General features: G+C 72.4%; 13 protein-coding genes. 9 read left to right on the plus strand and 4 right to left on the minus strand.

Features of this window, described 5'->3' with window-relative positions; genetic code table 11:
* Positions 1-16: 16 nt before the first annotated feature.
* Positions 17-1,768: an ABC transporter transmembrane domain-containing protein gene (locus I601_RS01420; RefSeq protein WP_068105482.1), complete on the plus strand. Its 1,752-nt coding sequence runs from the start codon at positions 17-19 to the stop codon at positions 1,766-1,768.
* Positions 1,765-3,513 (plus strand): ABC transporter ATP-binding protein, encoded by a 1,749-nt coding sequence (locus I601_RS01425; protein WP_237089521.1) that lies wholly within the window; start codon positions 1,765-1,767, stop codon positions 3,511-3,513. The genes I601_RS01420 and I601_RS01425 overlap by 4 nt, the downstream gene beginning before the upstream one ends.
* Positions 3,514-3,530: 17 nt before the next feature.
* Here the strand turns inward: I601_RS01425 and npdG are convergent, their stop codons facing one another.
* The gene (npdG, locus tag I601_RS01430) at positions 3,531-4,199 is read right to left on the minus strand and encodes an NADPH-dependent F420 reductase (protein ID WP_068105485.1); all 669 of its coding nucleotides are present in this window, start codon (positions 4,197-4,199) and stop codon (positions 3,531-3,533) included.
* A 142-nt stretch (positions 4,200-4,341) separates the two neighbouring features.
* Here npdG and I601_RS01435 point away from each other — a divergent pair, with 142 nt between their 5' ends.
* The 3 genes from I601_RS01435 to I601_RS01445 all read left to right on the plus strand — a co-directional run bounded on the left by I601_RS01435 (position 4,342) and on the right by I601_RS01445 (position 8,066).
* Entirely contained in the window at positions 4,342-6,405 is a 2,064-nt protein-coding gene (locus tag I601_RS01435) for an acyltransferase family protein (protein ID WP_068105487.1), read from the plus strand.
* A gap of 81 nt (positions 6,406-6,486) precedes the next feature.
* On the plus strand, positions 6,487-7,515 hold the full coding sequence (locus tag I601_RS01440) for an LLM class F420-dependent oxidoreductase (RefSeq protein ID WP_068105489.1): 1,029 nt from the start codon (positions 6,487-6,489) through the stop codon (positions 7,513-7,515).
* Positions 7,503-8,066, plus strand: a complete 564-nt coding sequence (locus tag I601_RS01445; protein WP_068105492.1) for an STM3941 family protein — start codon at positions 7,503-7,505, stop codon at positions 8,064-8,066. Before I601_RS01440 ends, I601_RS01445 begins: the two co-directional genes overlap by 13 nt.
* Positions 8,067-8,085: 19 nt before the next feature.
* On the opposite strand, the gene I601_RS01450 is transcribed toward I601_RS01445, so the two are convergent.
* A complete protein-coding gene (locus tag I601_RS01450; protein ID WP_068105495.1) occupies positions 8,086-9,120 on the minus strand; it encodes an SPFH domain-containing protein in 1,035 nt (344 codons plus the stop codon).
* A gap of 5 nt (positions 9,121-9,125) precedes the next feature.
* Complete coding sequence (locus I601_RS01455; RefSeq protein WP_068105500.1) at positions 9,126-9,584, minus strand: NfeD family protein; 459 nt, start codon at positions 9,582-9,584, stop codon at positions 9,126-9,128.
* Positions 9,585-9,657: 73 nt separating this feature from the next.
* Here I601_RS01455 and I601_RS01460 point away from each other — a divergent pair, with 73 nt between their 5' ends.
* From I601_RS01460 to I601_RS21030, 3 genes are read left to right on the plus strand one after another with little or no spacing between them, the layout of a single operon-like run.
* Entirely contained in the window at positions 9,658-10,263 is a 606-nt protein-coding gene (locus I601_RS01460; protein ID WP_169834649.1) for a TetR/AcrR family transcriptional regulator, read from the plus strand.
* 5 nt (positions 10,264-10,268) lie between these two features.
* Complete coding sequence (locus tag I601_RS01465; protein ID WP_218917732.1) at positions 10,269-11,045, plus strand: maleylpyruvate isomerase family mycothiol-dependent enzyme; 777 nt, start codon at positions 10,269-10,271, stop codon at positions 11,043-11,045.
* Positions 11,046-11,076: 31 nt separating this feature from the next.
* Positions 11,077-11,217: a hypothetical protein gene (locus tag I601_RS21030; RefSeq protein ID WP_157519814.1), complete on the plus strand. Its 141-nt coding sequence runs from the start codon at positions 11,077-11,079 to the stop codon at positions 11,215-11,217.
* Positions 11,218-11,257: 40 nt separating this feature from the next.
* Here the strand turns inward: I601_RS21030 and I601_RS01470 are convergent, their stop codons facing one another.
* Entirely contained in the window at positions 11,258-12,691 is a 1,434-nt protein-coding gene (locus I601_RS01470; protein ID WP_068105502.1) for a hypothetical protein, read from the minus strand.
* A 349-nt stretch (positions 12,692-13,040) separates the two neighbouring features.
* On the opposite strand from I601_RS01470, the gene I601_RS01475 reads away from it, so the two are divergent.
* On the plus strand, positions 13,041-13,424 hold the full coding sequence (locus tag I601_RS01475; protein WP_068114151.1) for a VOC family protein: 384 nt from the start codon (positions 13,041-13,043) through the stop codon (positions 13,422-13,424).
* The last annotated feature ends 4 nt before the right edge of the window (positions 13,425-13,428 follow it).

Genomic DNA, 13,428 nt, shown 5'->3' on the forward strand with positions numbered 1-13,428 from the left:
TCCGTACCGTCTCCTGGTGCGAGTACTCCCCCTGCCCGACCCCGGCACCGCCGACCACCGGTCCCCCGGGCGGTTCCTGTGGTGGTTGGCCCGCCACCAGTGGCAGACGCTGCTGGGCGGGATGGCCTTCGGGGTCATCTGGATGAGCAGCCAGGCGGTGCTGCCGGCGATCATCGGGCGCGCGATCGACCGGGGCGTCGCGGCGCGCGACTCCGAGGCGCTGCTGATGTGGACCGGCCTGCTGTTCCTGGTCGGTCTGGTGCAGGCCGCGAGCGGGATCCTCCGGCACCGGTTCGCGGTCACGAACTGGCTGATCACCGCCTACCGGACCGTCCAGCTCGTCACCCGGCAGTCGGTGCGTCTCGGCGCCAGCCTGCCGCGCCAGGTCTCGACCGGTGAGGTGGTGGCGATCGGCACCAGCGACCTGTCCCACCTGGGCCAGGTCATGGACGTCTCCGCGCGCTTCGCCGGCGCGGTCGTCTCGTTCCTGCTCGTCTCGGTCATCCTGCTGCAGACCTCGGTCACGCTGGGGCTCGTGGTCCTCATCGGGGTGCCCAAGCTGATGCTCCTCGTGGGCCCGCTGCTGGCGCCGCTGCAGCGGCGCAGCACCCACCAGCGCCACCTGATGGGCGAGCTGTCCAACACCGCCACCGACATCGTCGCGGGGCTGCGGGTGCTGCGCGGGATCGGCGGCGAGCAGGTGTTCCTGGGCCGCTACCGCCGCGAGTCGCAGGCCACCCGCCGCGCCGGCGTCCAGGTCGCCCGTCTCCAGTCGGTGCTCGACGCGCTCCAGGTGTTCCTGCCCGGCGTCTTCGTCGTGGTAGTCGTCTGGCTCGGCGCCCGGTACGCGGTCGACGGGCGGATCTCCCCGGGCGAGCTGGTCGCGTTCTACGGCTACGCCGCGTTCCTGATGATCCCGCTGCGCACCGCCACGGAGTACGCCAACAAGCTCATCCGCGGCCGGGTCTCGGCCCGTCGTGTCTGCACGGTGCTCGCCCTCGACCCGGACGTCGCGGAGCCGGTGTCGCCCGCGCCTCCCCCGCCCCCCGGCTCCGAGCTGTACGACGCCTCCTCCGGGCTGCGGGTGCGCCCGGGTGTGCTGCTGGCCGTGGTCAGCGAGCAGCCCGACGAGTCCAGCGCGGTCGCCGACCGGCTGGGGCTCTGCACCCCGGACGACGGGAGCGGCGCCACCGCCGGGGTCACCCTCGGCGGGGTGCGGCTGGTGGACCTGGCCCGCGACGAGGTCCGGCGCCGGGTGGTGGTCTCGGACACCGCGTCGATGCTCTTCTCCGGGCGCCTCGGCGATCGGTTGGACGTGCACCGCCGCGGTGACGTGGAGCGGGCCCTGCTGACCGCGTCGGCCGCCGACATCCTCGACGCCCTGCCCGAGCGGCTGGACACCCAGGTGGCCGAGCGGGGTCGCTCCTTCTCCGGCGGGCAGCGCCAGCGCCTGGTGCTGGCGCGTGCCCTGGCCCTGGACCCCGAGATCCTGGTGCTGGTCGAGCCGACGAGCGCGGTCGACGCCCACACCGAGGCGCGCATCGCCGCCCGGCTGCGCGAGCACCGCGCCGGTCGCACCACGGTCGTGACGAGCACCAGCCCGCTGCTGCTCGACGCCGTCGACGAGGTCGCGTTCGTCGTCGCCGGGGCGGTCGTGGCGACCGGCTCGCACACCGATCTGCTGGCCACGGTGCCGGCGTACCGCCGCGTGGTCACCCGCGAGACCGAGCCCCGTCCCGACGACCGCGAGAGCGCAGGTGTCTCGTGAGCGTCACCACCCGGCTGCCCGTGGCGGACTCGCCCGCGGTGCGCGGCTACGTCCGACGCCTGGCCCGCAAGCACCCGCGGATGCTGGGCGGGGCGCTGCTGCTGCACGTGCTGGCGGCCCTCACCGCGCTGGCCGCCCCGCGCCTGCTCGGCAACCTCGTGGAGGCCGTCGAGAAGGGCACCACGACCGGGTACGTCGACCGGGTGCTGATGGTGCTGGCCGCGTTCCTGGTCGCCCAGACGGTGCTGACCCGCTACGCCCGCTACATCAGCCAGGTGCTGGGCGAGCAGGTGCTGGCCGACCTGCGCGAGGACTTCGTCGACAACGCGCTCGGGCTGCCCATCGGGGTCGTGGAGTCCGCCGGGTCCGGTGACCTGTTGACCCGCACCAGCCGCGACGTCGACCAGCTCGGCTGGTCGGTGCGGATGGCGCTGCCGGAGTGGACGATCGCGGTGGTCACCGCCGTGCTGACCTTCGCCGCCGCGCTCAGCGTCGGCTGGTGGGTCGCGATCCCGTGCGTGCTCGGCGTGCCGCCGCTGGTGATCGGGCTGCGCTGGTACCTCGCCCGCGCCAAGGACGGCTACCTGCGTGAGTCGGCGACGTACTCCGCCATCTCGGCGGCGCTCACCGAGACCGTCGAGGGCGCGCGCACCGTCGAGGCGCTCGGGATCCAGCAGGACCAGGTGGACCGGGTCGACGACGAGATCCGGGACTCCTACGACGCCGAGAAGTACACGTTGCACCTGCGCACGGTCTTCTTCCCGAGCATGGAGCTGTCGTACCTGATCCCGACGGTGGCCACCCTGCTGCTCGGCGGCTGGCTCTACACCCGGGGCGAGGTGTCGCTGGGCGACGTGACCGCGGCGACCCTCTACGTGCAGATGCTGATCGACCCGGTCGACCGGATCGTCTCGATCCTCGACGAGCTGCAGATGGGCGCCGCCTCGCTGTCGCGGCTGCTGGGCGTGGCCGACGTGCCCGACGACCGCACCGCCACCGGCGCGCAGCCGCAGGGCGAGCAGATCGACGTCACTGACGTGCGCTTCTCGTACGCCGAGGGCCGCGACGTGCTGCACGGCGTCTCGATGTCGGTGGCGGTCGGTGAACGGGTGGCGATGGTCGGGCCCTCGGGGGCAGGCAAGTCCACCCTGGGCCGGCTGCTGGCCGGCATCCACCCGCCCCGCGCCGGCGCCGTCACCGTCGGCGGCACGCCGCTGGTCGACCTGCCCCTGGGCGAGCTGCGCGGCCACGTCGCGCTGGTGACCCAGGAGCACCACGTCTTCGTCGGCACCGTGCGCGAGAACCTGGTGCTCGCGCGCCCGGAGGCCACCGACCCGGACGTGCTGGCCGCCCTCGCCTCGGTCGACGCGTTGGCCTGGGTCGAGGCGCTGCCCGACGGGCTCGACAGCGTGGTCGGGTCCGGCGGTCGCGCGCTCAGCGCGGCCCAGGCCCAGCAGGTGGCACTGGCCCGGCTGGTGCTGGCCGACCCGCACACGCTGGTCCTCGACGAGGCGACCTCGCTGATCGACCCGAGCGCGGCCCGGCACCTGGAGCGCTCGCTGGCGGCGGTGCTCGAGGGCCGCACGGTGATCGCCATCGCGCACCGGCTGTTCTCCGCCCACGACGCCGACCGGGTCGCCGTGGTCGAGGACGGTCGGATCAGCGAGCTCGGCTCGCACGACGAGCTGGTCGCTGCCCGCGGCTCGTACGCCGCGCTCTGGGAGTCCTGGAACGGGCGCGGCTGAGCGACCGACGGCCGCGGTCAGACTCCGGAGATGCGCACCCCGGCGTGGGTCTTGTACTTGCGGTTGATGGAGATCAGGACGGCGGTGAAGGGCTCGAGCTGGCGGGCCAGGCGCAGCTTGCCGGCGTCGATGCCGCGGCGCGAGGTGACGGCCTCCGCGAGGTCCATGGCGACCTCCTTGGCCTCGACGACGTCGCCGACGACCAGGACGTCCTCGTCGAGGTACTCCTCGTCGCCCCACAGCAGGACCGCGGAGACGTTGTGGAAGGCACCGACGACGGTGGCCTCGGGCTGCAGCCGCTGGGCCTCCTCGGCGGCGGAGCCCTCGCCGCCGTCGATGACGCGCCCGTGGGCGCCGCGCTTGTCGAAGGCGAGCGGGTTCACGCAGGAGATCACCGTCTTGCCGGCCAGCGGGAGCGACTCGACCAGGTCGGCGTGGCCGTCGTACGGCACGGCGAGCAGCACGACGTCGGCCTCGCCGATCGCGTCGGCGTTCGCAGCACCCGTGACGGTGCCGGCACCCTCGACGCCCGCGAGCCGCTCGGTGACCTCGTCGGCCACCGGGCCGGCCTTGTCGGCCGAGCGCGAGCCCAGGACCACGCTGTGCCCGGCCTTAGCGAAGCGGTAGCCCAGGCCCTTGCCCTGCGGGCCGGTGCCGCCGATCACTGCGATGCGGTAGGTCGTCACGCGTGCTTCCTCCTGCTCGGTACCGCCAGGACGTGTCTCGCCCCGGCTGCCCGGCGATCATGACACCCTGGCCCCGCGTAACGATCTGAGCGGTCACTGGTTAAGACCGTGGAGACGAGTCGCGACATGGGGAGGCACGGGGGTGACCACACAGACGCGCGCGGGGCACCGCAGCGACGTCCAGGGCCTGCGCGCCCTGGCCGTGGTGGTCGTCATCGCCGCCCACGCCGGGGTGCCGTTCCTGCCCGGCGGGTTCGTCGGGGTCGACGTCTTCTTCGTCATCTCCGGCTTCCTGATCACCGGGCTGCTCGTGCGCGAGGCCGACCGCACCGGCCGGGTCTCGCTGGTCGGCTTCTGGTCCCGCCGGGCGCGGCGCATCCTGCCGGCGGCGACCCTCGTCATCGCGGTGACGCTCGTCGCGGCCCTGGTCTGGCTGCCGCTGATCACCGCCCGCGACCTCGTCGACGACGCCGTGTGGTCCGGCCTCTTCGCCGCCAACCTGCACTTCGCGGGCGAAGGCGTGTCGTACTTCGCCGAGGGCAGCGCCCCCTCGGCCCTCCAGCACTACTGGTCGCTGGCGGTCGAGGAGCAGTTCTACGTCGTGTGGCCGCTGGTGATGCTGGCACTGGCGGCCGTCTCGCGCCGCCGGCTGCTGCTGGTCCTGCTGGCGGTCACCGGCGCCTCCTTCGCGTGGTCGCTCGTCGCCACGGCCGCGGACCCCGCGGCGGCGTACTTCTCGACCCCCGCGCGGGTGTGGGAGCTCGGGATCGGCGCCGTGCTCGCCCTCGTGCTGCCCCGGCTCGCGCCGCGCGTGCCCCGCCCGGCGTCCTGGCTGCTCGGCGCCGGCGGTCTGGTCGCGATCCTCCTCGCGTGCGTCGTGCTGAGCCCCGCGACCGCGTTCCCCGGGTACGCCGCCCTCCTGCCGGTCCTGGGCGCCGCCGCGCTCCTGGTCGCGGGAGCCACCCCGGCGGGTCACCCCCGGCCCATCGTCTGGTTGCTGACCTGCCGGCCCGCGCGGGTGCTCGGCGACTGGTCCTTCTCCCTCTACCTGTGGCACTGGCCGGCCCTGGTCATCACCGAGCAGCACCTGGGTCGCGCGCTCAGCGTCACCGAGCGTCTGGTCACGGTGGTCGTGGTGGTCAACCTGGCGGCGCTGACCTACCGCTACGTCGAGACCCCGTTCCGCACCGGCCGCATCTCCCTGCGCCTGCCCGCCCCGCGCACGCTGGTGCTCTACCCCGCCAGCCTGGTGCTGGTCGCGGCCGCGGCCGGCGGCACCTGGGGTTACACGAGCTGGCAGGGCGGCGAGCTCGGGAACAACCCCCCGATCGAGCTGGCCGACTCCCGCGAGCACCATGACGAGACGGTGGCGCTGGTTAAGGCGTCGGTCCGCGCGGCGCGGGAGAAGGTGGCGGTCCCCAGCGACCTCACGCCCGACCTGCTGGACCTTCGCCAGAGCGTCGCCGACGTGGGCGAGTGCGACTACGAGGACGACGTACGGCGCCTCTGCGTGCGCGGCGACGCCCAGGGCGACCGGACCGTCGTGGTGATCGGCGACTCCCACGCCCGGGCCTGGATCCCGGCCGTCGAGCGGATCACCCAGGACTACGGCTGGCGGGCGTTCTACCTGGTCAAGCCGCAGTGCCCGGCGGGCCACGTCAGCGTGGCGCCGCTCAAGGAGTCGGTGGTGTTCACCGGCTGCGACGAGTTCCAGGACTGGGTCAGCGACCAGGTGGCGGCCCTCTCCCCCGACCTCGTCGTGGTCGCCTCCTCGCCCCCGGTCAACGGCGTGTGGATCGACGACCGGCGCGCGGTGACCATCGAGCTGGTCGCCCCCGAGCTCGAGCGCGGCTACGACGAGCTGTTCACCGAGCTGCAGGCGAACGCCGACCGGGTGGTGCTGATCAAGGACGTCCCGAAGTCGGCCACCGACCCGGGCGAGTGCCTGACGTCGGCGACCCCGAGCCTCGGCACCTGCATGTTCGAGCCGGTCGAGCGCTCGACGATCCTGGGTGACGTGGTGGTGAAGTCGGCGCTCCTGGCGGGCGCCGACGTCGTCGACCCGACCCCGTGGCTCTGCTACGAGGGCGACTGCCCCGTGGTCGTCGGCGGCACGCTGACCTACCGCGACACCGACCACCTGACCACCGAGTACGCCGCCGGCCTCGCCGGCTCCCTCGGCCGGGCCTTGCGGATGACCGGCTGAGCGCCGGACCCCCACGACGGTGACAGTGGCGCTGCTACGGTCGGGGCGACGTTGTACGCCGATCTCTGCCCAAGGGGAACCATGAAGCTGTCGATGCCGCTCGTCTACGCAGGCAACCCGCGCGAGACCGCCGACCAGGTCGTCGGCCTGGAGAAGGCCGGGCTCGACATGGTGTGGGTGGCCGAGCCGTACGGCTTCGACGCCCCCACGCTGATGGGCTACCTGGCCGCCAAGACCGAGACCCTCGAGATCGCGGCCGGCATCCTCAACGTCTACTCCCGCACCCCCGGCGCGCTGCTGCAGACCGCCGCCGGGCTCGACAACGTGTCGGGCGGGCGTGCGGTGATCGGCCTCGGCGCCTCGGGCCCGCAGGTGATCGAGGGCTTCCACGGGATGCCGTACGACAAGCCGCTGGGGCGCACCCGCGAGGTCATCCGGCTGCTGCGCTCGGGCCTGCGCCACGAGCGCCTCGAGGCCGAGGGCATCTTCACGCTGCCGCTGCCGGCCGACCAGGGCCTGGGCCTCGGCAAGGCCCTGAAGCTGCTCAACAAGCCCGAGCGCTCCTCCATCCCGCTGTGGGTCGCCGCGCTGGGCAACGCCAACGTGGCGATGACCGCGGAGGTGGCCGACGGCTGGCTGCCGTTCCTGTTCTACCCCGAGAAGGCGGACGCGGTGTGGGGCGAGGCGCTGGCCAAGGGCAGGGCGAAGCGCTCCGACGAGCTGGCCCCGCTCGAGATCAGCGCCGGCGGCATGGTCGCCATCGGTGAGGACGTCAAGGGGATGCTCGACTTCCTGCGGCCGATGTACGCGCTGTACGTCGGCGGCATGGGCGCGCGCGGCAAGAACTTCTACAACGAGATGGCCTGCAAGTACGGCTACGAGGAGGAGGCCACGAAGATCCAGGACCTCTACCTCGACGGCAAGAAGAAGGAGGCCGAGGCGCTGGTGCCGCTGGAGTGGCTGGAGGCCGGCAACCTGGTGGGCCCCGAGTCCTACGTCAAGGAGCGGATCGCCGCCTTCCGCGAGGCCGGCGTCACCAACCTGCAGGTCAACCCGGCCACCGAGGACCCCGCCGCGACCATCGCGCAGGTCAAGGAGTGGGTGTCCTGACGGTCCCGCCGGGCAGCAGCGCCGAAGCCCGCTCGCCGGAGGAGTGGCGGGCGCTGTTGGCCAGCGGTGAGCCCGTCACCTTCGTGGTGCCACGCGGACGCAGCGTCGTGATGGCAGCGGTGTGCCTGGCGTTCACCCTGGTCGGCGTCGTGATGATCACCCGCGACAGTGGGCAGGTCCAGGTCGTCGGGCTGGCCAGCGTGCTGTTCTTCGGGGCGCTCGGGCTCCCGGTGCTGCTGTGGCAGGCGCTGCGCCGCACGCCGCAGCTCGTGGTGCAGCCCGGGGGTGTCTGGCTGCGCCAGCAGGACCGGCAGCCCGTCGCGTGGGGTGACATCGAGCGCATCGAGCTGGCCCGGGTCAACCGGAGCACCGTGGTCGCGCTTGTGCTCGACGAGGCGGCGTACGCCGGGCGGTTCCGCTCGGCGCTGGCCGCGAGCGCCTACCGCGCCACGATGGGTGGCGCGCCGGCCCTGATGGTCCCGGCCCACCTGACCGGTCGACCCGACGAGCTGCGGGCGTGGCTGGCCGCGGAGCACGCAGCCCGCACCTGAGGCATCGGCCAGGCCGTGGTCATCGTCGGGCGCGCTCGACCTCGCGCTTGGCCTCCTCCGCGGCGGCCCGTGCCATCTGGGCCGCTCGGGCCGCCTCGGCCTCGATCGCCTGGGGCCGGGCCGCGGGTCCGATCCTGTCGGTCGCGGCCTTGCGGGCCGGGGACGGTGCGGGCGTGGGCCGGACGTCGTCGGACTGGGCGGCGAAGGCCGACGTCACGGTCCTGACCGCCTCGGTGAGCTCCCCGGGGATGACGAAGTAGCCGTTGCCGTTCTCTGCGAGCCGCGGGAGCATCTCGAGGTACTTGTAGGCCAGCACCTTCGGGTCGGCGTCGTTGGCGTGCACCGACTGGAAGACCCGCTCGACCGCTTTCGCCTCGCCGTCCGCCTCGAGGATCCTCGCCTGCTGGCGCCCCTCGGCCTCGAGGATCAGCTTGTTGCGCGTGCCCTCGGCGGTGAGGATCAGCGACTGCCGCTGACCCTCGGCGTGCAGGATCGCCGCGCGCTTGTCCCGCTCGGCACGCATCTGCTTCTCCATCGCCTCCTTGATGTTGACCGGCGGGTCGATCGCCTTGATCTCCACCCGGTTCACCCGGATGCCCCACCGGCCGGTGGCCTCGTCGAGCACCTCGCGCAGCCGGGTGTTGATCGTCTCCCGCGACGTCAGGGTGCCTTCGAGGTCCATCGAGCCGATCAGGTTGCGCAGGGTGGTGACGGTCAGGTGGTCGATCGCCTGGAGGTAGTCGGCCACCTCGTAGGCCGCTGCCCGCGGATCGGTGATCTGGTAGTAGAGGACCGTGTCGATGGCCACCACGAGGTTGTCCTCGGTGATGACCGGCTTCGGGTCGGAGGAGTAGACGTGCTCGCGGACGTCGAGCTTGGTGTTGACCCGGTCGACCAGCGGAATGATCAGGTTCAGTCCCGGCTGCAGCGTGCGTTGGTAGCGGCCGAACCTCTCGATGTTGTAACGCCGAGCCTGGGGGACGATCCGGATCGCCGAGGCGAGGACGAAGACGACCAGGGCCGCCAGGACGGCGATCGGCACCAGCAGGTCCATGGCACTCACTTCTCCTCGAGCTCGGGGTCCGGCAGCGGGTCGCGCGGATGCACCAGGGCGGTCGCGCCCTCGATCTGGAAGACGTCGACCCGGACACCCGGCGGGATCACCAGGTCCTCGTCGTAGGCCCGCGCCGACCAGTCCTCGCCGGAGAGGTGCACCAGTCCGCCCGTCGCGGTGACCTCACGAGTGACCAGTGCCGAGCGTCCGACCAGGGCGTCGCTGCCGTCCCGGGAGACCGGCGGCTGGGCGAGGTTCCGCTTGGCGATCGGGCGGATCACCGCCAGGCCCGCACCACTGGCGAGGGCGAAGGTGAGCAGCTGCACGGGCAGCGAGGCGCCGAGGCCGGCGGCCACCGCGGCGGTGAGCGACGCGCCTGCCATCAGGCCGAGGAACAGCGTCAGCGTGACGAACTCCGCCGCGCCGAGCAGTACTGCTGCTGTCAGCCAGAGCAACCACCACATGGCAACCATCCATCCTGGGTGTCCACCCATCGTATCCCTTGACGGAGACGGCTCCCAGGGTGATGATCGAACAATGTTAGGAAAGGCGAACATCGATAGGATCGCCCGCCGTCGACAGGACACCAAGGACGAGATCCTGGACGCCGCCTGGGCGGTGGTGCGGGAGTCGGGCTGGGCCGGCCTGACCCTGCGGGGTGTCGCAGAACGCGTTGGGATGCGCGCGCCGTCGCTGTACGGACACTTCGACTCGAAGCTGTCGATCGTGGATGCCATGTTCGGCCAGGCGTGGGCGGAGATCCACGCCGATGCGGCGGCGCTCGAGACCGACCTCGTCGACGACCCACGTGCGGCGCTCCTGCTCGTCGCCACGACCTGGCTCGATGCCATGGCCGCGGACCCGGAGCGGAACGCGCTGATGAACCAGCGCCCCATCCCCGGGTTCACGCCCAGCGCCGACTCCTACGCCCTGGCCGTGCGGTCCATCGAGTGGCTGCACCGGTTGCTCGACCGCTTCGACATCACCGATCCCGACGCCGCCGACCTGTGGACCGCGCTCCTCGCGGGCCTGGCCGGCCAGCAGAACGCCAACGACCCGGGGGGCGAGCGCTGGCGTCGCCTCGTCCCCCGCGCTGTCGACATGTTCCTCAGCGAGGTCGGACCCCACACCGCACGGAGGTAGAGCAGATGAAGACGACCGAGATGCCCCGCACCCAGACCGGCCCCCGACGATCGCGGCTGGACCGCGAGACGGCGATGCGGCTCGCGGAGACGGAGTACGCACGCTTCCTCGACCTGCTGCGCTCGCTGTCGCCCGACGACTGGGGCAGGGCGACCGACTGCCCCGCCTGGGACGTGCGGGCGATGGCGGGGCACACGGCCGGGATGGCGCTGATGGCCACCGGGCTGAAGGAGGGACTGCGACAGACCATGGTCTCCAAGCGCCGCGGCGGCGACCCCTTGGACGCCCTCACGGGCCTGCAGGTCGAGGAGCACGCCGACCTCACGACGGACGAGCTGATCGCCCGGTTCGCGACTCTCGGCCCGCGTGCCGCGCGCGGCCGCCGACGGGTCCCGGCCCTCGTACGCCGCTTGAGGCTGCCCGACGCACAGGACGTCGGCGGGCGGACCGAGCGCTGGACCAACGGGTACCTGATCGACACGATCCTGACCCGGGACCCGTGGATGCACCGGATGGACATCTCGCGGGCGACCGAGCGCGCCCCCGAGCTGAGCGCCGACCACGACGGGGTGCTGGTCGCCGACGTCGTCGCGGAGTGGGCGGAACGGCACGGTCGTCCCTACCGGCTGCACCTGACCGGACCCGCCGGTGGTGACTTCACCGCCGGCTCCGACGGACCCGAGCTGACCCTCGACGCCGTCGACTTCTGTCGTGCCCTGTCCGGGCGCCCCGCCCAGCTCCCGACGGCCCACGACCTCCTCGACGTCGCCGTCCCCTTCTGACACACCTGAGGACCGAACCCAAGAGGCACCGATGAGCACCCACCTGCCGTCCGCCCGCGGGGTCAACCGGACGCTGCTCGACATGCTGGACGAAGCGCCCGACTCGCCGCGGTTCGTCGGCCCCGACCAGGCGGCTCTCGAGGCCATGCTCGCGCAGTTCGAGCCGGCGTAGCCGATGGGCATCTGGACGCGCGACGCGTCCTGGGCGTGCCTCAACAGGCGGCGTAGTCGACCTCGAGGGTCCAACCGGGTTCGTAGGTCTCGAACCTCGAGCGCGGTGCGTCGGGTGGGGACTCGCCCGGCCGGCCGCGGGCGCGGTCGAGGGCACGGGTGCCGGTGTGGTCGACGAGGTACGTCGCGCCGTAGGGGTCGCGCCACAGGTAGATGCCGGCGAACGGTTGTCGCACCTGCCAGCCGGCGTGGGTCTTGAGCCGTTGGTGGGTCGCGGTGAGCGGGCCGTAGTTGCCGACCGCGGAGGGTCCGCCGCGGCCGTGCGGGACGGTGTGGTCGGTCTGCATGTCGCGGCTGGTGCAGGAACCCCAGGGGAAGCAGTCGGCCGGGGTCATCAGCTGGACGGCGCGACGGTGCCGCGCGGGCACCTCGTAGGCGTCGACCGGCGCCTGGTCGGCGAGGTCGAGCACCGGGCGGACGACGAAGCGGGCGAACCTGCCGAGGACCTCGCGCAGCCAGCTCTGGGTCACCGGGCCGTGGCCCTCGACGCGGGCGACGCGGTCGAGCGGCTCGCCGTGCGCGTCGAGGTCCGGGCCCTGCGCGGGCCCGGTGCCGCCGTACAGGTGGACGTTGAGGGTCACGTCGGGCAGCAGGTCGCGCAGGTCGACGCCATCCTCCCCCACCCGCTGCGCGGCGGTCGGGTCGGCGAGCAGGGCGACGGCGTGGACCCGCAGGTCATCGACGCTCGCAGCGTCATCGGCCTCGTCGGGCTCGGTCTCGTTGGCGAGGTCAGGCAGGGTGGCGCGCAGGCGTCGGGCGAGCTCGGTGACTGCCGCGTCGACGGCGTCGATGACGGGCAGGGGTGCATGGATGACGAAGGTGCCCATGCCGTTGTCGCCGGTGCCGACCTTCCGGGCGAACCGGGCGCGGGAGCGTCGCTCCTCGGCCTCCTTGGCCAGGGCCGGAGCGGCGGCAGCGACCTTGCCTTCGACCAGCGAGACGAACCTGGTCCAGGGGATGCGCCCGTCGGCCGCCTCGGCGACCTCGCCGTCGACCCAGGAGGCCTCCGCCTTGGACAGCTGGCGCGTCTTGTCGGCGACGAAGATCGCATAGGAGTCGCGCACCTCGAGGTCCTGCACCCGCGACCACAGCAGCGGGAGGCGGAGGTGCAGGTCGAGCGCTGCCGCGATCAGCCGGCGCCCTCCCCAGGTCGTGCGCCCGATCCGGGCACCGAACGTCGCAGCCGCGAACTCGGTGACCTCCGGGGTCCCGTCCCCGCCGTAGCAGCGCACCTTCTCCCGGCCCGGCCTGCGCGCCTCCTCGGCGTCCAGGCGCTCCCGTGGGTGGGCCACGGCCCACTCGTAGGCCAGCGCCAGCAGCTCCACCCCGGCCCGCCTCTGGGCATCCGCACACGCCGCCGCCCGGTCGAGGATCTGCTCCTCCACCAGGTCGGCGATCGCGGCTGTGCTGGGCATGTTCCTACTCAAGCACCGGCCACCGACATTCCAGTCACAGGCCGCTGACCTGCGCAAACGCGTCTGCCTGGCGGGCAGGGCACCGCTCGGCTGCGCTCATGCCTGACGAGTGGGATCTCGGTGACGAGGAAGCAGACGACTGGCTCAAGGAATGAGTTGGCCCTGTGGCACCTGAGCCCCCTCTGCGATCGAGGTGTGATAGCGAAGCGCGCTACGCGGCAGATCAGCGCGCGCCGCCGCGCACGCTACGGCAGATCCGGATGCTCCGAGAGGCGATCCCTCGTCGGCGATCACCTCGGGCCCGTGAGAACGGTTGCTACGGGAGGTCGCGTCAGCAACCATGCCGGGCATGGCATCTCGGACATCGAACTTCTGTATCGACGCGGTCGACCCGTACGGACTAGTCAAGTGGTGGTCCAACGTGCTGGACGACTTCCGGCTCGTCGACGAAGCAGAGATGGGGCCCGACGAGGAGGAGTGCTGGCTGGTTGGGCCCGACGATCGCGAGATCATTTTCGCGCGGGTGCCCGAGCCCAAGACTGTCAAGAACCGCATGCACATGTGTATCCGTCCCACCGACCGCACCCGCGAGGAGGAGGTCGACCGAATCATCGCGCTGGGCGCCACTCTCGTAGACGATCGGCGCGACGGACCTGACAAGGGGTGGGCGGTGCTGGCAGACCCGGAGGGCAATGAGTTCTGCGTTCTCACCCGTGACGCCCCAGGGGCCTGACGGC

Origin of the sequence: Nocardioides dokdonensis FR1436 (genome assembly GCF_001653335.1) — a bacterium.
GTDB classification, from domain to species: Bacteria; Actinomycetota; Actinomycetes; order Propionibacteriales; family Nocardioidaceae; genus Nocardioides; species Nocardioides dokdonensis.